Annotated in this window: 3 protein-coding genes; all 3 read right to left on the bottom strand. The window is 74.7% G+C overall.

Annotated features, from left to right (window positions below):
- Positions 1–44: 44 nt before the first annotated feature.
- Genes ACIQMJ_RS28075 through ACIQMJ_RS28085 form a run of 3 tightly spaced genes read right to left on the bottom strand, consistent with a single transcriptional unit; the run spans position 45 to position 20,253 of the window.
- Positions 45–236 carry an MbtH family protein gene (locus ACIQMJ_RS28075; RefSeq protein WP_123742152.1) on the bottom strand — a complete coding sequence of 64 codons (192 nt, stop codon included), beginning with the start codon at positions 234–236 and terminating at the stop codon, positions 45–47.
- The gene (locus ACIQMJ_RS28080) at positions 233–1,450 is read right to left on the bottom strand and encodes an MFS transporter (protein WP_499763999.1); all 1,218 of its coding nucleotides are present in this window, start codon (positions 1,448–1,450) and stop codon (positions 233–235) included. Before ACIQMJ_RS28080 ends, ACIQMJ_RS28075 begins: the two co-directional genes overlap by 4 nt.
- Complete coding sequence (locus ACIQMJ_RS28085) at positions 1,447–20,253, bottom strand: non-ribosomal peptide synthase/polyketide synthase (protein WP_499764000.1); 18,807 nt, start codon at positions 20,251–20,253, stop codon at positions 1,447–1,449. Before ACIQMJ_RS28085 ends, ACIQMJ_RS28080 begins: the two co-directional genes overlap by 4 nt.
- Positions 20,254–20,259: the final 6 nt, after the last annotated feature.

A 20,259-nucleotide genomic window follows, 5' to 3' on the forward strand; every position in this document is an offset into this window, starting at 1 on the left:
GCGCGGCCCGCGGGAGCACGCCCGCGGGCCGCGCGGGGCCGACCTCAGTCCATCGCCGCCCGCAAGGACGCCGGCCGCATGTCGGTCCACACCTGGTCGACGTGCGCCGAGCACTCGTCCTTGGTGCCCTTGGTGCCCTCGAACCGCCAGCCGGCGGGCACGTCGTGGTGCGCGGGCCACAACGAGTACTGGCCCTCGTCGTTGACCAGGACCTGGTAGGTGATGTCGTCCCTCATGCCTTGTTCTCCTCTTCTGACTTCGCGTACCCGCGCAGAGTCGGGCTCACCGTGACGAAAACCGTGATCAACAAAATGCCCGCCGCGCACACCAGAACGGCGGTGCGGGCCGACAGCGCTTCGGTCAGCACGCCGCCGACCATCGGGCCGACCGCGCCCGCGCCGCCGACGACGACACCCATCACCCCGCTGAGCCGCCCGCGCAGCTCGTCGGGGGTCAGGAGCAGCTGGTGGGTGCTGATGGTGGTGTTGGCCGTCGGCGCCAGGAAGCTCATCAGCGCGAACAGCACCCCGATCAGGTACGGCGACTCCACCAGCAGCGCGCACGGCACCAGCACGGCCAGCACCCAGAACACCGACGCGATCGACCGGTGCGGGCCGAGCGCGTGGTGCAGGCGGGGCGCGGCCAGCGCGCCGAGCACGCCGCCGACGCCGAGCATCGCCGCCATCACGCCGATCTCGGCCCCGGACGCGCCCCGACCCTCCACCAGCACGAGGACGATGACGTAGAACGCGGTGAAGAACAGGTTCAGCACCACCGCGCACAGCGCCGTCACCCGGATCTCGCGCCGGCTCCACACCCACCGCAGGCCCTCGCCGATCGAGCGCAGCAGGTGCGGGTGCGACTCGACCGGAGCGGACGGCGGCACCCGCAGGAACAGCAGCGCCACGAACGCCACCACGTGCGTGACCATGTCCACCAGGAACGGCAGCCAGCGCGCCACGGCCAGCAGCACGCCGCCCAGCGCCGTCCCCGCCATCTGCCCCAACGACGACCGCGCGCTGTTCATCGCCACGGCCGTGGCGAGCTGCGAGTCCGGCACGAGCCGGGGCAGGCACGCGTCCTCGGCCGGTTCGAACAGCGCCCGGCACACGCCGAGGACCGCGGCGACCGCCATGACGTGCGGGATCGTGACCGCGTCGGCCAGCACCGCGGCCACGAGCCCGCCCAGGGTGAGCACCTGGGCGGCCTCGCAGCACAGCATGATCCGGCGGCGGTCCCACCGGTCGACCAGCGCGCCGGCCGGCAGCCCGACCACGAGCTGCGCGGTGGCGTCCACGGTCAGCACCAGCGCCGCCAGCACCGGCGACCCGGTCAGGAACAGCACCAGCACCGGCAGGGCCAGCATGGAGGCGCTGAACCCCACCTCGGCCAGCGCCTGGCCGCCCCACAGCAGCGTGTAGTTCCGGTTGCGCGCCAACGACGTCGTCACAGCGCACCCCGGCAATCCGCGGCGATCGCCCGCAGCGCGGCGGCGAAGTCGGCGGCCACCGCTCCGATCTCCGCCTCCGAGTGCGCCGACGCGTAGTAGTAGAACGTGAAGCCGAGCGTCTTCCCGGCTTCGCCGACCACGTCGAGGGCGTGCTCCCCGGCGTCGGCCGGGTCGTGCTCCGCGCCGACCGACGGCCGCACCGCCCGGTACAGACCGGTCGCCTCGGCCGTTCCCCCGGAGGACTGGCCCATGTCGAACTGGCCCAGGTAGTTGAACGACACCGCGGGCCGCCCGTCGTCGGGCACCAGGCCGTGCTGCCGCAGCGCCCCGTACCCGAACCCGTTGCCCGGCACGGCCCGCAACTGCCGCCGCACCGCCTTCACCCGGTCGCGCCACCCGCCGTCCGGCACCTCCAGCGTCACCGGGAACACGGTGGTGAACCAGCCGACGGTGCGGGAGAGGTCCACGTCCAGCACGTCCTCGCGCCCGTGGCCCTCCAGGTCCACCGCGACCCGCGGCGACCCCGTCCAGCGGGACAGCGCCCACGCCAGCGCGGCCAGCAGCACGTCGTTGATGCGGGTCCGGTAGGCGGCGGGCGCGCCGCGCAGCAACGCGTCCGTGTCCTGCTCGGACAGCTCCACGGTCACCGCGTCCGGCGTGCCGCTCGGCGTCGGGAACGGCGGGAACGACTGCCGCCAGTGCTCGACCTCGTCGTCCAGCGCGCCGCCGAGCACGTGGGCCTCCAACCGCCGCGACCACTCCTGGTAGGAGGTGGTCTTGGCGCCCAGGTCCTCGCCCCGGTACGCGCTGTCCAGGTCGTCCAGCAGGATCCGCCACGACACCCCGTCGACCACCAGGTGGTGCGCGACGAGCAGCAGCAGCGGCCGGTCGTTCCCGGACTCCTCGTTCCCGGACTCCTCGGCGGCGCGGAACAGCACCGCCTTGAACAGCGGCCCGGCGGCCAGGTCGAACGAGGCGTGCACCTCGTCGGCGACCTCCTCCAACCGGTCGACCCCGTCCACGACGGTCAGCACGTCGACATCGCGCACGCCGTCGTTGTGCTGCCGCCACGCCCCGTCGACCTGCGTGAACCGCAGCCGCAACGCGTCGTGGTGCGCCACCAGCACGCCCAGCGCCCGCCGCAGCGCGGTCACGTCCACCGCCGGGTCCAGCTCCACCAGGTGCGACTGGTTGAAGTGGTGCGGGCTGCGCCGCCCCGAGGTGAGGAACCAGTGCTGGATCGGGGTCAGCGGCACGTCGCCCACCACGGCCGCCCGGTCGGCCGTCGACGCGACCTCGACCGTGACGTGCGGGGCGAGCGACGCGACGGTCTGGTGCACGAACAGGTCGCGGGTGCTGAACCGGTAGCCGGCCTGCCGCGCCCGCGCCACCACCTGCATGCTCAGGATCGAGTCGCCGCCGAGGGTGAAGAAGTTGTCCTGCGCGCCGACCCTCGGCAGGGTGAGCACGTCCGCCCAGACCGCCGCCAGCGCCTCCTCCACCGGCCCGGTCGGCGGGACGTACCCGGCTCCGGCCAGCGCGCCGAAGTCCGGTTCGGGCAGCCGGGCCCGGTCCACCTTGCCGTTGGGGCTGATCGGCAGCGCGTCCACCGGCACGAACGCCGACGGCACCAGGTAGTCGGGCAGCGACCCGCCCAGGAACTCGCGGAGCTTCGCCACCTCGCCCACGACGTACGCGACGAGCCGCTTGTGGCCCCCCGCGTCCGCCCGCGCCACCACGACCGCCTCGCGCACGTCCGGGTGCGCCAGCAGGGCCGTCTCGATCTCGCCGAGCTCGATCCGGAAGCCGCGGATCTTGACCTGCTCGTCGGCCCGGCCGACGAACTCCAGCACGCCCCGCGAGGTCCACCGCACCACGTCGCCGGTGCGGTACATGCGGGAGCCGGGCGGCCCGAACGGGTCGGCGACGAACCGCTGCGCGGTCAGCCCCGGCCGGTCCAGGTAGCCGCGGGCCAGGCCGACGCCGGAGACGTACAGCTCACCCGGCACCCCGACCGGCACGGGCCGCAGCTCGGCGTCGAGCACGTGCACCCGCGTGCCGGGGATGGGCCGGCCGATGGGCGGCACGCCGCCGGGCTCCAGCGGCTCGCTCCACGACGTGACCACGGTGGACTCGGTCGGCCCGTAGGCGTTGATCATCCGCCGACCGGGGGCCCACCGCCGCACCAGGTCCGCCGAGCAGGCGTCACCGCCCACCACGAGCGTGCGGAACGTGGGCAGCTCCTCGTCGGGCATCGTCGCCAGGGCGACCGGTGGGATGAGGGCGTGGGTGACGCCGAAGGTGCGGATCACGTCGGCGAGCTGGTCGCCGAGCAGCGGGCCGGGTGGCGGCACGACGAGGGCCGCGCCGGCGGGCAGGGCCATGCACAGCTCCAGCACGGAGGCGTCGAAGCTGGGGGAGGAGAACTCCAGCACCCGGTCGCCGGGGCGGACGTCGAAGTGCTCGACCTCGGCCGCCGAGAACGTGGCCAGGCCGGCGTGCGACACCACCACGCCCTTCGGCCGCCCGGTCGACCCGGACGTGTAGATCACGTACGCCGGGTGCTCCGGCCGCACCGCCACACCGGGGTTCGTGTCGGGTTGCCCGGACACGTCCACCGGACCGTCGAGCACGACCAGCGGCCGGGCGTCGTCGAGCATGAACGCGATCCGCTCGGCCGGGTACTCCGGGTCCACCGGCAGGAACGCCGCGCCCGCCTTGAGCACCGCGAGCTCGGCCACCAGCAGGTCGACCGAGCGGGGCAGCCGCAGCGCGACGATCCGCTCCGGTCCCGCGCCCAGCCCGACCAGGTGGTGCGCCAGCCGGTTCGCGCGGGCGTTCAGCTCGGCGTAGGTCACGTCCGCCGCGCCGGTCAGCGCCAAGGCGTCCGGCGTGCGGGCGACCCGGGCCTCCACCAGCTCCACGAACCCGGGGCCGTCGACGGCCGGGGCGGTGCCGCCCCACGCCGCCAGCAGCTCCCGTTCCGCCTCGGGCAGGACCGGCAGCGCCCACAGCGGGCGGTCGGCGTCGGCCGCGATGCCGGCCAGCAGCACGCCCAGGTGCTCGACCAGCCGCTCGACCGTGCCCGCGTCGAACAGGTCGGTGTTGTACTCGACCGACCCGTGCAGCCCGCCGTCCTCGGCCTCGGTGAACTCCAGCGTCACGTCGAAGCTGCTGCTGACCGTCGGCTGGGCGACGTCCTCCGCGTCCAGGCCGGGGAAGCCCGGCGCCTGCGGCGCGTTCTGCAGCGCGACCACGGCCTGGAACAGCGGCGTGCGGCTGGTGTCGCGGTCGGGCTGCACCGCGTCGACCACCCGCTCGAACGGCACGTCCTGGTGCGCGAACGCGTCCAGCACGGTCCGCCGGGTGCGGGCCAGGAACTCGGGGAACGTCGCCGACGGCTCGATCCGGGCCCGCAGCGCGACCGTGTTGACGAAGAACCCGACCAGGTCCTGCGTTTCCGTCCGGTCCCGCCCGGACGCCACCGTGCCGATCGCGAAGTCGTCCTGCCCGGACCACCGGTGGAACAGCACCTCGCAGGCCGCGACCAGTGCCATGAACAGCGTGCCGTCCACGGCCCGGGCCAGCTCCCGCAGCCGGTGCGCGACCGCGGGGGGCACGGCGAACTCGGTCTGCGCGCCCGCCGTCGTCTGCACGGGCGGCCGGGGCCGGTCGGTCGGCAGCTCCAGCGCGGGCACGGCGGCGAGCTGGTCGCGCCAGTACTCCAGCTGCGCGTCCAGCGGCTGCTCCCGCTGCCAGGCGGCGAAGTCGCCGTACCGGATGGGCAGCGGCGGCAGCTCCTCGCCGCCGTACAGCGCGGCCAGGTCGGACATCAGCACCCCGCCCGACCAGCCGTCGGTGATGATGTGGTGCATCGTCAGCGCCAGCACGTGGTCGTCGGGACCGCGGCGCACCAGCGCCGGCCGGAACAGCGGCCCCTCGGCCAGGTCGAACGGCTCCGGCACGGGCAGCGCGTCCACCACCGGCAGCGTCACCGGTGCGGCCGGCCGCACCACCGCCACCGGCAGCCCGTCCACCGCCGGGAACGCGGTCCGCAGCGCCTCGTGCCGCTCGACCAGCGCGGTCAGCGCCCGCTCCAGCCTCGGCACGTCCAGCGCGCCGCGCAGCCGCACGGCCAGCGGCGTCACGTACTCCGTGCCGCCGGGCTGGAACTGGTCGAGGAACCACAGCCGCTGCTGCGCGAACGACAACGGCCCGTCACCCTCGACGCGCGTGATGGCGCCGCCACCGGAGCCGGGTCGCGCGGCGTCCGATCCTCCTGGCGAGGACCCGGACAGCCGGGCCGCCAGCGCGGCCACGGTCGGGTGGTCGAACAGGTCGCGCGGCGAGACGTCGAACGACGACCGCAGCCGCGACACCACCCGGATGCTGGAGATCGAGTCGCCGCCGAGGGTGAAGAAGTTGTCCTCGACGCCCACCTCGGCCAGGCCCAGCACGTCCGCCCACACCCCCGCGACCAGGCGTTCGGCCTCGGTGCGCGGCGCGACGAACCCGCCCGCCGCGGACGCCTCGCGCTCCGGCGCGGGCAGCGCGGCCCGGTCCAGCTTGCCGTTGGCGTTGAGCGGCAACCGCTCCAGCGCCACGTACGCGGTCGGCACCATGTAGTCGGGCAACGAGCGCTCGACGTGCTCGCGCAGCCCGACGGCGTCCGCCGTCCCGGCGGGCACGTAGTAGGCGACCAGCCGGTCCTCGCGCACGACGACCGCGACCTGCGCCACGGCGTCGTGGGCGGCGAGCACCGCCTCGATCTCACCCAGCTCGATCCGGAACCCGCGGATCTTCACCTGCTGGTCCGCGCGGCCGAAGTACTCCAGCCGCCCGTCCACCCAGCGGGCCAGGTCGCCGGTGCGGTACATCCGCGAGCCCGGCGCGCCGAACGGGTCGGCGGGGAACCGCTGCGCGGTCAGGCCCGGCCGGTTGAGGTAGCCGCGCGCCACACCGGGCCCGGCCACGAACATCTCGCCGACCACGCCGGGCGGGACCGGGTGCAGCTCCTCGTCCAGCACGTAGACGCGCAGGTCGGGGATGGGCACGCCGATCGAGCCGTCCGCGGGCGTCCACGTGACGTGGACCGTGGTCTCGGTGATGCCGTACATGTTGATCAACGCGCCGGTGCCGCGCCACGGCGCCAGCTTGCGCACGTCCAGCGCCTCGCCGCCGAAGATCACGTACCGGACGTCGAGGTCGGGGGCCTCCTCCAGCAGCTGGTAGAACGCCGACGGCGTCTGGTTGAGCACCGTGACGCCCTCGTCGGCGACGAGCCGGGCGAACTCGCGCGGCGACCGCGACACCTCGTAGGGCACCACGACGAGCCGGCCGCCGTGCAGCAGCGGGCCCCACAGCTCCCACACCGAGAAGTCGAACGCGTAGCTGTGGAACAGCGTCCACACGTCGTCGGGCCCGAAGCCGAACCAGTGGTCGGTCTCGGCGAACAGCCGCACCACGTTCGAGTGGGGCACCACGACGCCCTTGGGCCGGCCGGTCGAGCCGGACGTGTAGATCACGTACGCGGTGTTCTCCGGCCGCAGCGGCACGTCCGGCGCGTGCGTCGGCATCCCGGACAGGTCGGGCAGGGCCTCCAGCGTCACCGCCGGCCGGGCGTCCTCGACCATGTGCGCGACCCGGTCGGCCGGGTACGACACGTCCAGCGGCAGGTAAGCCGCGCCCGACTTCAGCACGCCCAGCACCGCCACCACGAGGTCCAGCGAGCGCGGGAACCGCAGCGCCACCAGCGACTCCGGTCCCGCGCCCGCCGCGACGAGGTGGTGCGCCAGCCGGTTGGACCGCTCGTCGAGCTCGCGGTAGGTCAGGTTCACGCCCTCGCACGTGGCCGCCACCGCGTCCGGCGTGCGCGCGGCCTGGGCGGCGAACAGCGACGGGATGGTGTCCTCGACCACCGCGCCGGACGACGTGCCGTTCCACGTCACCAGCACCCGCTCGCGGTCCTCGTCGGACAGCCACGGCAGCTCGAACACCCGCCGGCGGGGGTCCGCGCCGATCGCGTCGAGCAGCCGGGCCAGCCGGTCGCCGAGCGCGGTGATCGTGCCCGCGTCGAACAACCGCGGGTCGTAGGTCAGCTCCACGTGCAGCGCGTCGTCCACGTGCGCGCGGACGGTGAGCGGGAACGACGTGGTGTCCAGGCCGTCGACCTCGCCGATGCCGGGCGCGCCGTCGGGCGCGTCCTTCTCGACGGGGTAGTTCTCGAACGCCAGCAGGCTGTCGAACAGCCGCCCGCCCGAGTCCGACCCGATCCCGGCCCAGCCCTGCACCTGGGCCAGCGACACGTGCTCGAACTGCCGCGCCTCGGTCTGGGAGTCCTGGAGCCGGCGCAGCCAGGCGACGACCTCGGCGTCGGGCTCCACCGCCACCCTGGTCGGCACGGTGTTGATGAACATGCCGACGATCGACTCGACGCCGGGCAGCTCGGCCGGCCGGCCGGACACCGTGCTGCCGAACACCACGTCCCGCCGGCCCGAGGTGCGGGCCAGCAGCAGCGCCCACGCGCCCTGCACCAGCGTGTTCACCGTGAGGCCGTGCGCGCGGGCGACCGCGTCCAGCCGGTCGGCGGGCAGGTCCAGCACCACCTGCGCGGACGACTCGGCGCGGTGCGCCTCGGCGGGCGGCCGGTCGAACGGCAGGGGGGTGGGCGTCTCGAACCCGGCCAGCACGCCCCGCCAGTGGGACTCGGCGGCCGACTGGTCGGCCTCGGCGAGCCAGGCCAGGTAGTCGCGGAACGGCCGACGCGCCGGGGCCGGGCCGCCCGCGTACTCGGTCAGCACCTCACCGAACACCTGGGCCGTGCTCCAGCCGTCCAGCAGCAGGTGGTGCGAGGTCCACAGCAGGTCGACCTCGGTGTCCGACACGCGCCCGACCGCCAGCCGCATCAGCGGCGCGGAGGTCAGGTCGATGCCGGCGGCGGCGTCGGCCGCCACCAGCTCGTCGGTGACGTCGGCGAAGGTCACCGGCACGGTCACGTCGCGCCGCACCACCTGCACCGGCTCGTCCAGGCCCTCCCACACGACCTCGGTGCGCAGGACGGGCGTCCGGTCGACCACCCGCTGCCACGCCCGCGCGAACCGCGCCGGGTCGTCCACACCGGACAGCCGCACCCGGAGCTGGTTCACGTAGGCCGTGCCGTCGTCCATCAGGCTGTGGAACAGCATGCCGGCCTGCAACGGCGTGAGCGGGTAGACGTCCTCCACGTCCCGGTCGGCGATCCGGTCCACCTGCTCGGCGGTGAGCTTCGCCAGCGGGAAGTCCGAGGGCGTGCGGCCCCACGCGTCGGGCCGGGCGCAGAACGCGACGATCCCGCGCAGCGCGTCGGCCATCCGGTCGGCCAGCGCCCGCACCGCGGCCTCGTCGTGCGCCTCGGTGGAGTACTCCCACTCCAGCACCAGCTCGCCCGCCGACACGGCGGCGGTGATGTCGAGCAGGTGCGGGCGGGTGGCGTCGTCGGGCACCTCGCGGCCGTGGTCGACATCGGGGCCTTCGTCGTCGTACTGGCCCAGGTAGTTGAAGCACACGCGCGGCAACGCGCCCGTGACGCCCCGGTCCCAGTACTTCAGGGCTTCGTAGCCCAGCCCCTTGTCCGGAACGGCGCGCAACTGCTCCTTGACCGACTTCAGCGCGGTGCCCCAATCGTCGCCGGGCACCCGGTCGCCGTTCCCGGGCAGCTCCAGCGCGACCGGGAACTCGGCGGTGAACCAGCCGACCGTGCGGGACAGGTCCACGCCGTCGACGAGCTCCTCCCGGCCGTGCCCCTCCAGCGCCACCAGCGCCCGCCCGCGGAACGCCGCGGTCAGCGCGGTGAGCAGCACGTCGTTGACCTGCGTGCGGTAGGCGTCGGGCACGGCGTGCAGCAGGGCGTCGGTCTCGGCCCGGCCCAGCCGCACGGACACCGTGCGCGCGCTGCCCGCCGACGTCGGCACGGGCTCCTCCACCGGCACGGCGGCCCAGTGCGGCAGGGCGTGGTCGAACCGGCCTTCGCGGACGTGCCGGTCGAGCCGGTGCGCCCAGTCGGTGAACGCCGTGCTCTTCGGCCCGAGGTCGCGGCCGGCCAGCACGGTCTGGAGGTCTTCCAGCACGATCCGCCACGACACCGCGTCGACCACCAGGTGGTGCGCGGTGACGAACAGCCTGCCGTCGTCGAACAGCACCGCGCGCAGCAGCGGGCCGTGCCGCAGGTCCAGGCTCGTGCGGGCCAGGTGGGCCTCGGCGGCGAGGTCGTCCGAGGCGACGCGGAACACCTCGGCGGTCTCCGCCTCCGCCACCTCCTGCCACCAGACGCCGTCGACCTGCGTGAACCGCAGCCGCAGCGCGTCGTGGTGCGCGACCACGGCCCGCACGGCGTCGCGCACCGCGGCCGGCTCGACGTCGCCGAGCTCCACCACGACCGACATGGTGAAGTGCGCCAGCGGACCCTGCTCGGCGAAGAACCAGCGCTGGATCGGGGTGAGCGGCGCGGGCCCGGCGACGGTCTCGTGCGCCGCCGGGGTGTCGTCGGTGACGGCGAGGGCGAGGTCGGCGACGGTCTGGCGCAGGAACACGTCCTTGGACGTCAGCTTCAGCCCGGCCTGCCGGGCCCGCGAGACGACCTGCATGCTCAGGATCGAGTCGCCGCCCAGGGCGAAGAAGTTGTCCCGCGCGCCGACCCGGTCGACGCCGAGCACCTCGGCCCAGATGGCGGCGAGCGCGGTCGCCACGCCGGGCTCCGGCGCCACGTACCCGGTCTCGGTGAACGTCGGCGCGGGCAGCGCCCGCCGGTCCACCTTGCCCGCCGGCGTGACCGGCAACGCCTCCAGCGCCACGAACGCCGACGGCACCAGGTAGTCGGGCAGCCGCTGCTTGAGCCAGCCGGCCAGGTCGTCGGCCGGGCCGACGGTGTAGGCGACGAGCCGCTGGTGGCCGTGGTGCTCGCGGGCCACCACGGCGGCCTGCGTCACGTCCGGGTGCCGCAGCAGCGCCGTCTCCACCTCGCCCAGCTCGACCCGGAAGCCGCGGATCTTCACCTGGTCGTCGTTGCGGCCCAGGTACACGAGGGCAGCCTGCGGCGCCTGGTCGTCGGCTCCGCCGACGGAGACCCAGCGCACGCGGTCGCCGGTGCGGTACATGCGCGCGCCGGGCGGCCCGTACGGGTCGGCGACGAACCGCTGGGCGGTCAGGCCGGGCCGGTCGTGGTAGCCGCGCGCCACCTGCGCGCCGCCGAGGAACAGCTCGCCCGGCACGCCCACGGGGACCGGGCGCAGGTCCTCGTCCAGCACGCGGGCGACCAGGTTGGTCAGCGGCCGGCCGATCAGCGCGCGGTCACCGGTGACCACGGCGGACACCGAGTCCACCGTGACCTCGGTGGGGCCGTAGTAGTTGTGCGCGGTGACGCGGGAGTCGGCCAGCGTCCGCCACAGCGCGGGCGGCAGCGCCTCGCCGCCGAGCAGCAGGTGCCTCGGCACGTGCTCGCCGTCGAGCAGGCCGAGCGGCAGGAGCTGCTGCACGTGGGCCGGGGTGAGGTCGAGCAGGTCGATCCGGTGCTCGCGTACGTGCTCGACCAGGACGTGCGGTTCGAGGCGGACGTCGTCGACCAGCACGTGCAGCTCGTGGCCGTCGGCCATGAACAGCAGGCCCTCCCACGACGTGTCGAACGAGAACACGGCCGTCAGCGCGACCCGCAGGGGCGGTTCGCCGTCGAACGCCCGGTGGTGGTTGTGCATCAGGTTGGTGAGCTGCCGGTGCTCGACCACGACGCCCTTGGGCACGCCGGTCGAGCCGGACGTGTAGATGACGTAGGCGGCCTGGTCCGGCCGCACGACCACGTCCGGCCGCGTGTCGGGGCAGGCGGACAGGTCGGGCACCTCGTCCAGCACCAGCGCCGGGCGGGCGTCGCGGAGCAGGAAGTCGACCCGCTCGCGCGGCAGGTCCCGGTCCACCGGCAGGTACACCGCGCCCGCCTTGTGCACGGCCAGGATCGCCACCACGGAGTCGGCCGAGCGCGGCAGCGACACCGCGACCACCCGCTCCGGGCCCGCGCCGTGCGCCAGCAGGTGGTGCGCGAGCCGGTTGGCCCGCGCGTCGGCCTCGGCGAACGTGAGCCGCGTGCCGCCGCACACCACCGCGCCCGCGTCGGGCGTGAGCCGCGCCTGCGCCTCGAACGCCTCGGCGAAGGTGACCTCGGGGACCTCCAGCCGCACGCCGTGACCGTCCGGCTCGTCACCGAGCAGCAGCGGCACCTCGACCAGGGGCCGGTCCGGCGCCGCGGTGACGCCCTCCAGCAGCGTGACCAGGTGCCGGGCCATCCGGTCGATCGTGTCGGCGTCGAACAGGTCGGTGCTGTACTCGACCGCGCCGCGCAGCTCGCCGTCGACCTCGCCGAACTCGAACGACACATCGCACGTCGAGGTCAGCAGCGGCAGCTGCACGTCCTCCACCCGCAGGCCGGGCAGGTCGGGCACGTCGGCACCGAAGTTCTGCATCAGCACCATGACGTCGAACAGCGCGTTGCGGGACGGGTCGCGGTCGGGCCGGACGGCGTCCACCACCCGCTCGAACGGCACGTCCTGGTGCGCGAAGCCGTCGCGCACGGTGGTCCGCACGTCGGCCAGCACGTCGGTGAACGACCGCCGCAGGTCCACCGGGGACCGCAGCACGACGGTGTTGACGAACAGGCCGACCACGTCGTCCAGCTCGGCCCGCCCGCGCCCGGACACGGCCGTGCCGACCGCGATGTCGTCCTGCCCGGTGTAGCGGGCCAGGAGCACCTTCGTCGCCGCCAGCAGCGCGGTGAACAGGGTGTCGCCGTGCTCGGCCGCCAGCGCCCGCACCGCCCGGGCGACCGGCGCGGGCACGGTGAACTCGCGCATCGCGCCCGTCGTGCCGCGCACCGCCGCGCGCGGCCGGTCGGTCGGCAGCTCCAGCGGCGCCACGCCGGCCAGGTGCCGCGCCCAGTACTCGACCGAGGGCTCGGGCAGCCACGCCGTGTAGTCCACGTACTGGAGGGCCGGCGGCGGCAGCTCCCGCCCCGCGTACAACGCGCCGAGGTCGCGGGCCAGCACCCCGGTCGACCAGCCGTCGGTGACGATGTGGTGCAGCGTCAGCACCAGCACGTGCTCGTCGGGCGCGACCCGCACCAGCCGGGCCCGGAACAGCGGCCCCTCGCGCAGGTCGAACGGCGTGCCGACCTCTTCCAGCAGCACCGCGTCCCACGCGCCGTCCTCGACCGCGAGCGGCACCTCGTACGGCTCGTGCACGAGCTGCACGTCGTCGTCGAACGTCGTGCGCAGCGACTCGTGCCGCGCCACCAGGCCGTCGAGGGCCCGGCGCAGCGCGTCCAGGTCGAGCGGTCCGCGCAGCCGCAGCGCGGTGGGCGTGACGTACTCCGTGCTGCCCGGCTCGAACTGGTCCAGGAACCACAGCCGCCGCTGCGCGGGCGACTGCGGGTGGGTGAGCGGAGGGTGGACGCCATCGCGCGGGATCACCGGGATGGCGTCCACCTCATCCTGGCCGGAACCCGCCCCGGTGCTGATGGCGGAGGCGAGGCCGGACACCGTGGGGTGTTCGAACACCGCGCGCGGCGACAGCTGCACGCCGAACGCCGCGCGCAACCGCGAGGTCACGCGGATGCTGAGGATCGAGTCACCGCCGAGGCGGAAGAAGTCGTCGAGCGCGCCGACCCGGTCCAGGCCGAGCACGTCGGCCAGCACGTCGGCCACCACGCGCTCGGCGTCGGTGCGCGGCGCGACGTACCCGCCGGTCAGGTCGGGCTCGGGCAGCGCCCGCCGGTCGAGCTTGCCGCTGGGCGACAGCGGCAGCTCCGCCAGCACGACGACGGCCGTCGGCACCAGGTAGTCGGGCAGGGCGCGGGCGAGCGCGTCCCGCGGGTCGGTCTCCGGCGTGCCGGTCACGTACCCGATCAGCCGGTTGTCCCGGACCACCACGGCGGACTCCCGCACGCCGGGCACGTCCAGCAGGGCCGCTTCGACCTCGCCGGGCTCGATCCGGAACCCGCGCAGCTTGACCTGGTCGTCGGCCCGACCGAGGTAGTCGAGGAGTCCCGGCTGTGCCTCGTCGTCGGCCAGCCACCGCACCCGGTCACCGGTGCGGTACATGCGCGCGCCGGGCGGGCCGAACGGGTCGGCGACGAACCGCTGGGCGGTCAGGCCGGGCCGGTCCAGGTACCCGCGCGCCACCTGCGGGCCGCCCAGGAACAGCTCGCCGGGCACGCCCGGCGGCACCGGCCGCAGGTCGGCGTCCAGCACGTACGCCGACAGGTTGGCCAGCGGTCGCCCGATGACCGGCCGGTCGCCGACCACCGGCGTGGCGACCGAGTCGACCGCGACCTCGGTGGGCCCGTACTGGTTGAAGCCCCGCACGGGGGAGGCGGCGATCTCGCGCCACAGCGCCGCGTCGACCGCCTCGCCGCCGAGCATGACCACGCGCAACCCGGACTCCAGCAGGCCGGCCTGCACGAGCTGCCGCGCGTAGGACGGGGTGAGGTCGACCGTGCCGATGCCGTGCTCGGTGATGTACCGGACCAGCGCGGGCGGGTCGAGCCGCAGCTCCTCGTTGACGACGTGCAGCTCGTTGCCCGCCGCCAGGAACAGCAGGCCCTCCCACGACGTGTCGAACGAGAACGTGGCGGTGACCGCGAACCGGGTCGGTTCGCCCATCAGGGCGGCCTTGTTGGCGTAGTACAGGTTCGCCAGTTGCCGGTGCTCGACCACGACGCCCTTCGGCGTGCCGGTCGACCCGGACGTGTAGATCAGGTAGGCGGCCTGCTCGGGGCGCACCGCCGCGGCCGGCGGGGCGTCGGGCAGCCCGGTCAGGTCGGGCACGGCGTCCAGCACCACGGCCGGTCTCGCGTCGCGCAGCAGGAAGTCGATGCGCTCGGCGGGCAGCTCCGGGTCGATCGGCAGGTACACCGAGCCCGCCTTGAGCACGGCGAGCACGGCCACCACCAGGTCGGCCGAGCGCGGCAGCACGACCGCGACCGTGCGCTCCGGGCCCGCGCCGCGGGCGAGCAGGTGGTGCGCCAGCCGGTTCGCGCGGGCGTCCAGCTCGGCGAACGTGAACGCGGTCCGCGTCCCCGCGCGGTCGTGGAACACCAGCGCGGTCGCGTCCGGCGTGCGGCGGGCCTGCTCGGCGAACACCTCCGGGAACAGCTCCCGGGGCGTGTCCTGCCCGGTGCGGTTCCACTCCACCAGCACCCGGTGCCGTTCGGCGTCGGTCAGCCACGGCAGGTCCGCGACGCGCGTGGTCGGGTCGGCCGCGATGGCCCTGACCAGCTCGCGCAGCCACCCGGCCAGCCGCTCGGCGGTGGCGGCGTCGAACAGCTCGGGGTCGTAGGCCAGGTCCAGGTCGAGCCGGTCGGTCACCGACGCGCTCACCGTCAACGGCAGCGTGGCGTTGTCGACCGCGTCGACCTCCACCACGCGCGGCCCGGAACCCTCGCGCTCGTACGGGTAGTTCTCGAACACCACGACGGAGTCGAACAGCTTCGTGCCGACCCACGACTGGATCTCGGCCAACGACGTGTGCTCGAACCGCCGCGACTCGCTCTGCGCCGCCTGGAACCCGCGCAGCCACGCGCCCACCTCGGCCGCGCCGTCCACCACCGCCCGGGTCGGCACGGTGTTGATCAGCATTCCGATCATCGACTCGACCCCGGGCAGCTCCGCCGGGCGGCCGGACACCGTGCTGCCGAACACCACGTCGGTCTCGCCGCTCGCGCGGGCCAGCAGCAACGCCCACGCGCCCTGCACCACCGTGTTCACGGTCAGCCCGGCGCGCTGCACGGCGTCGCCCAGGTCCAGCGAGAACTTCACCGACGCCGACGCCTCCGACCGGTGCGCACGCGTCGGCGTGCGGTCGAACGGCAGCGGCGTCGGTCCGTCCACATCGGACAGAACGGTCCGCCAGTGCGCCTCGGCCGCGGCCTTGTCCTGCTCGGCCAGCCAACGCAGGTAGTCGCGGAACGGCCGCCGCGCGGGCAGCTGCGCGGGCGTGCCCGTGGTGATCGCCCGGTACTGCTCCAGCACCTCGCCGAACACCTGCGCGGTGCTCCAGCCGTCCAGGATCACGTGGTGCGACGACCAGACCAGCTCGACCCGGTCCTCGCCCAGCGGCGTGACGGCGACCCGCAGCAGCGGCGCGACGCCCAGGTCGAACGGCGCGTCCACGTCACCGCCGGGCAGCTCCACGTGCCGGTGCACGACCTGCACCGGTTCGGCCACCCCGTCCCACACCACGCTCGACCGCAGCACGGGCGTGCGGTCCACGACCCGCTGCCACGCCTCGCGCAGCGCCTCCGGGTCGCGCACGCCGTCGAGCACCAGTCGCATCCGGTCCACGTACGTGCCCGGTTCGACCAGGCTGTGGAACACCATGCCCGCCTGCAACGGGGTGAGCGGGAGGATGTCCTCCACGTCCGGCCCGGCGAGCGCGTCGACCTGCTCCTGGGTGAGCCGGGCGAGCGGGAAGTCCGAGGGCGTGCGACCGCCGACGCCGGGCCGGGCGCAGTGCGCCACGATCTCCCGCAACGCCTCCAGCGTCCGCTCGGCCAGCCGCCGCACGGTGCCCTCGTCGTGCACGTGCTCGGAGTACTGCCAGCTCAGCTCCAGCTCGCCGCGCTCGACCAGCCCGGTCACCTCGAGCAGGTGGGTGCGCGGGGCGTCCCCGGGCAGGTCCTCGCCCACCCCGTCGCGCCGGGCGCGGTAGAGGCCGCCGTCGGCCACGTCGAACCGGCCGTGGTAGTTGAACGAGACCTGCGGCAGCGGCCCGCCACCCGGTCGCCCGATGTCGAGGGCTCCGAAGCTCACCCCGCGGTGCGGGAGCGCGCGCAGCGCCTCCTTGACCGACTTCAGGGTCCGGCCCCACTCGTCACCGACCGGCAGCACCACCGGGAACTGCGTGGTGAACCAGCCGAGCGTGCGGGTGAGGTCCACGCCGGGCACGAGCTCCTCGCGGCCGTGGCCCTCCAGCGTGACGCCGACCTCGTCCCGCCCGGTCCACTCCGCCAACGCCTTGCCGAGCGCGCTGAGCAGCACGTCGTTGACCTGCGTGCGGTACACCGGCGGCACGGCGGTGAGCACCGCGTCCGTGGTCGCCCGGTCCAGCCGCACCGACACCACCCGCGCCGACCCGGCGGTGTTCGCGCCGTCGCGGTCGACCGGCAGGGCCTCGGGCTCGGGCAGCGCGTCCCAGTGCTCCCGCGCGCCGTCCAGCGCGCCGGACCGCACGTGCTCGTCCAGCCGGTGCGCCCACTGCGTGAACGACGTGCCGACGGGTTCCAGCGGCACGCCCCGGTAGGCCCGCTCCAGGTCGCCGAGCAGGACCCGCCACGACACGCCGTCCATCGCCAGGTGGTGCACGGTGAGCAGCAGCTCCGGCCGCGCGCCGGGGAGGAACACCGCGCGCAGCAACGGCCCCGCGTCGAGGTCCAGGCCGCGCTGCGCGTCCCGCGCCACCGCCTCCACGTCCGCGTCGGCCTCGACCCGGAACACGTCGACCTCGGTGTCCGCGACCTCCTGCGCCCACCGGCCGTCGACCTCGCGGAACCGCAGCCGCAGCGCGTCGTGGTGCCCGACGACGGTCCGCACGGCGGTGCGCAGCGCCTCGGCGTCCGCCCCGGGCTCCAGCTCGACCAGCAGCGACATGGTGAAGTGCGCCAGCGGGCCGTACTCGGTGAAGAACCACCGCTGGATGGGCGTGAGCGGCGCGGGTCCGGTGAACACCGGCTCGGCCGCGGTCTCGGCGGCCCGCGACACGACCAGCGCCAGCTCGGCCACGGTCTGGTGCCGGAACACGTCCCGCGACGTCAGGTGGAGCCCCGCCTGCCGGGCCCGGGACACGAGCTGGATCGACAGGATCGAGTCGCCGCCGACGGCGAAGAAGTTGTCCTCGACGCCGACCCGCTCGACGCCCAGCACCTCGGCCCACAGCCGGGCCAGCTCGGCCTCCACGGGCGTGCGGGGCGCGACGAACCCGCCCCCGGCGACCGCCTGCGGCGCGGGCAGCGCGGCCCGGTCCAGCTTGCCGTTGGGCGTCAGCGGCAGCCGGTCCAGCACGACGAACGCCGACGGGATCGCGTAGTCGGGCAACGACTCGCGCAGGTGCGCCCGCAGGTCGGCGGACCCGGTCGTGACGACGTACGCGACCAGCCGGGTGTGCCCGCTGTCGGTGCGGGCCACGACGGCGGCCTCGGTGACCTCCGGGTGGGTGGCCAGCGCGGCCTCCACCTCGCCGGGCTCGACCCGGAACCCGCGGATCTTGACCTGGTCGTCGGTCCGGCCGAGGTACTCCAGAGTCCCCCCGGCCAGCCACCGCACCCGGTCACCCGTGCGGTACATGCGCTCGCCCGGCTCGCCGAACGGGTCGGGCAGGAAGCGCTGCGCGGTCAGGCCGGGCCGGTCCAGGTAGCCGCGGGCCACCTGGGCGCCCGCGATGAACAGCTCGCCCGGCACGCCGACCGGCACCGGCCGCAGGTCGTCGTCCAGCACGTGCGCGGTGACGTTGCCCAGCGGCGTGCCGATGACGGGCCGGTCGCCGGTGATGCGGCACGACACCGCGTCCACGGTGGCCTCGGTGGGGCCGTAGTAGTTGTACGCCCGCAGGCCGGACGCGACCAGGTCGCGCCAGAGCGCCGTGCCCAGCGCCTCACCGCCGAGCACCAGCGCCTTGGGCCCGTTCCCGGCGGTGAGCGACCCGTCGGCGAGCAGTTGCCGGACGTAGGACGGCGGCAGGTCGAGCAGGTCGATCCGGTGCTCGCGGGCGTAGGAGAGCAGCGCGGCGGCGTCCAGCCGCACGTCGTCGGTGAGCACGTGCAGCTCGTGGCCGTCGGCCATGAGCAGCATGCCCTCCCACGACGTGTCGAACGAGAACACGGCGCTGAGCGCGACCCGCATCCGGTCGCCGGCGAACGTCTCGCGGTGGTTGTGCAGCAGGTTCGCCAGGTGCCGGTGCTCGACCACCACGCCCTTGGGCAGGCCGGTCGAGCCGGACGTGTAGATCACGTAGGCGGCCTGGTCGGGCCGCACGGCCACGTCCGGCGGGGTGTCGGGCAGGCCGGAGGTGTCCACCGGCGCGTCGACGACCCGCACCGCGCCGGAGTCGGCCAGCAGGTACTCCCGCCGCGCGTCGGGCAGCCCGGGGTCGACCGGCAGGTACACCGCGCCGGCCTTGAGGATGCCGAGCACGGCCACGACCCAGTCGACGCCGCGCGGCAGCGACAGCGCCACGATCCGCTCCGGCTCGACGCCCTCGGCGAGCAGGTGGTGCGCGAGCCGGTTGGCGCGGGCGTCCACCTCGGCGAACGTGAGCGCCTCGCCGTCGCACACCAGCGCCGTGGCGTCGGCCGTGCGGCGGGCCTGCGCCTCGAACAGCGCCGGGAACGTCGTCGCCGGCACGTCCAGCGCGGGCCCGCGGCCGTCCGGCTCGTCGCCGAGCAGCATCGGCAGCTCGGCCATCGGCCGGTACGGGTCGGCGGTGACCGCCGACAGCAGCGCCAGCAGGTGCCGGGCCATCCGGTCGACGGTGTCCGCGTCGAACAGGTCGGTGCTGTACTCGACCGACCCGAGCAGGCCGTCCGGGGTGCCGGTGAACTCGAAGGTCAGGTCGAAGTTCGACCACGCGCGGCTGAGCGGGTGCTCCTCGACGAGCAGGCCCGGCAGCTCGGGCAGCGAGCGGCCCGCGTTCTGGAGCACCACCATGACGTCGAACAGCGGGGTGCGGCTCGGGTCGCGGGACGCGCCGACGGCCTCCACCACCCGGTCGAACGGCACGTCGTCGTGCGCGAACGCGTCCAGCGCGGTCCGGTTCGCCTCGGCCAGGAACTCGACGAACGACCGCGAGCTGTCCACAGTGGACCGCAGCACGACGGTGCCGACCAGGAAGCCGACCAGGCCGGCCAGCTCGGGCCGGTTGCGGCCGCTGGTGACCGTGCCGACCGCGATGTCGTCCTGGCCGGTGTAGCGGGCCAGCAGCAGTTGGCACGCGGCCATCAGCGCGGTGAACACCGTGGTCTCGTGCACCCGGGCCAGCTCGGCCAGGTCGCCCGCCAGCCGGGCGGGCACGGTGAACTCGTGCGTCGCGCCCGCCGACGTGCGCTCCGCGGGCCGGGGCCGGTCGGTGGGCAGCTCCAGCGGCACGACGCCGGCCAGCCGGTCCACCCAGAACCCGGTGTCCACCGGCCGCCCGCGCTGCCAGACGGCGTAGTCGGCGTACTGCAACGAGGGCTCGGGCAGGGTCTCGCCGCGGTACAGCGCGCCGAGCTCGTCCGCCAGCAGGCCGAGCGACCAGCCGTCGACCACGATGTGGTGCGAGGCCAGCAGCAGCACGTGCGCGTCGGCGGACCCGGTCAGCAGGGCGGCCCGGAACAGCGGGCCGCGCCGCAGGTCGAACGGCTCGTCCAGCACCTCGTCCAGGTCGTCGACGGCCTGCAGGTCGAGCTCGACGTCGTCGTGCACGACCTGCACCGGGCGGCCGTCGACCTGGTCGAACGTGGTGCGCAGCGACTCGTGCCGGCGCACCAGCCCGCGCACGGCCCCGGTCAGCCGGGGCACGTCGAGCGCGCCGGTGAGCCGCAGCGCGATCGCGCTGGTGTACTCGGTGCTGCCGGGCTGGAACTGGGCCAGGAACCACAGCCGCTGCTGGCCCGCCGACAGCGGCAGCGGCTCGTCGCGCGGCGCGGGCGGGATCACGTCGACCGGGGGCGCGGCGCGGCCGGCCAGCCGCGCGCGGAGCTTGTCGCGGAGGTGCTCCGGCAACGCGGAGATGCGGTCGTTCTTGGACGCGGTCATGACGGG

The sequence above is a fragment of the Actinosynnema sp. NPDC091369 genome, assembly GCF_044757065.1.
In the GTDB taxonomy this organism is placed as follows: domain Bacteria; phylum Actinomycetota; class Actinomycetes; order Mycobacteriales; family Pseudonocardiaceae; genus Actinosynnema.

Coding starts and splice junctions, on each gene's coding strand:
- ACIQMJ_RS28075 (WP_123742152.1), bottom strand. CDS start 236: ATGAGGGACGACATCACCTACCAGGTCCTGGTCAACGACGAGGGCCAG.
- ACIQMJ_RS28085 (WP_499764000.1), bottom strand. CDS start 20,253: ATGACCGCGTCCAAGAACGACCGCATCTCCGCGTTGCCGGAGCACCTC.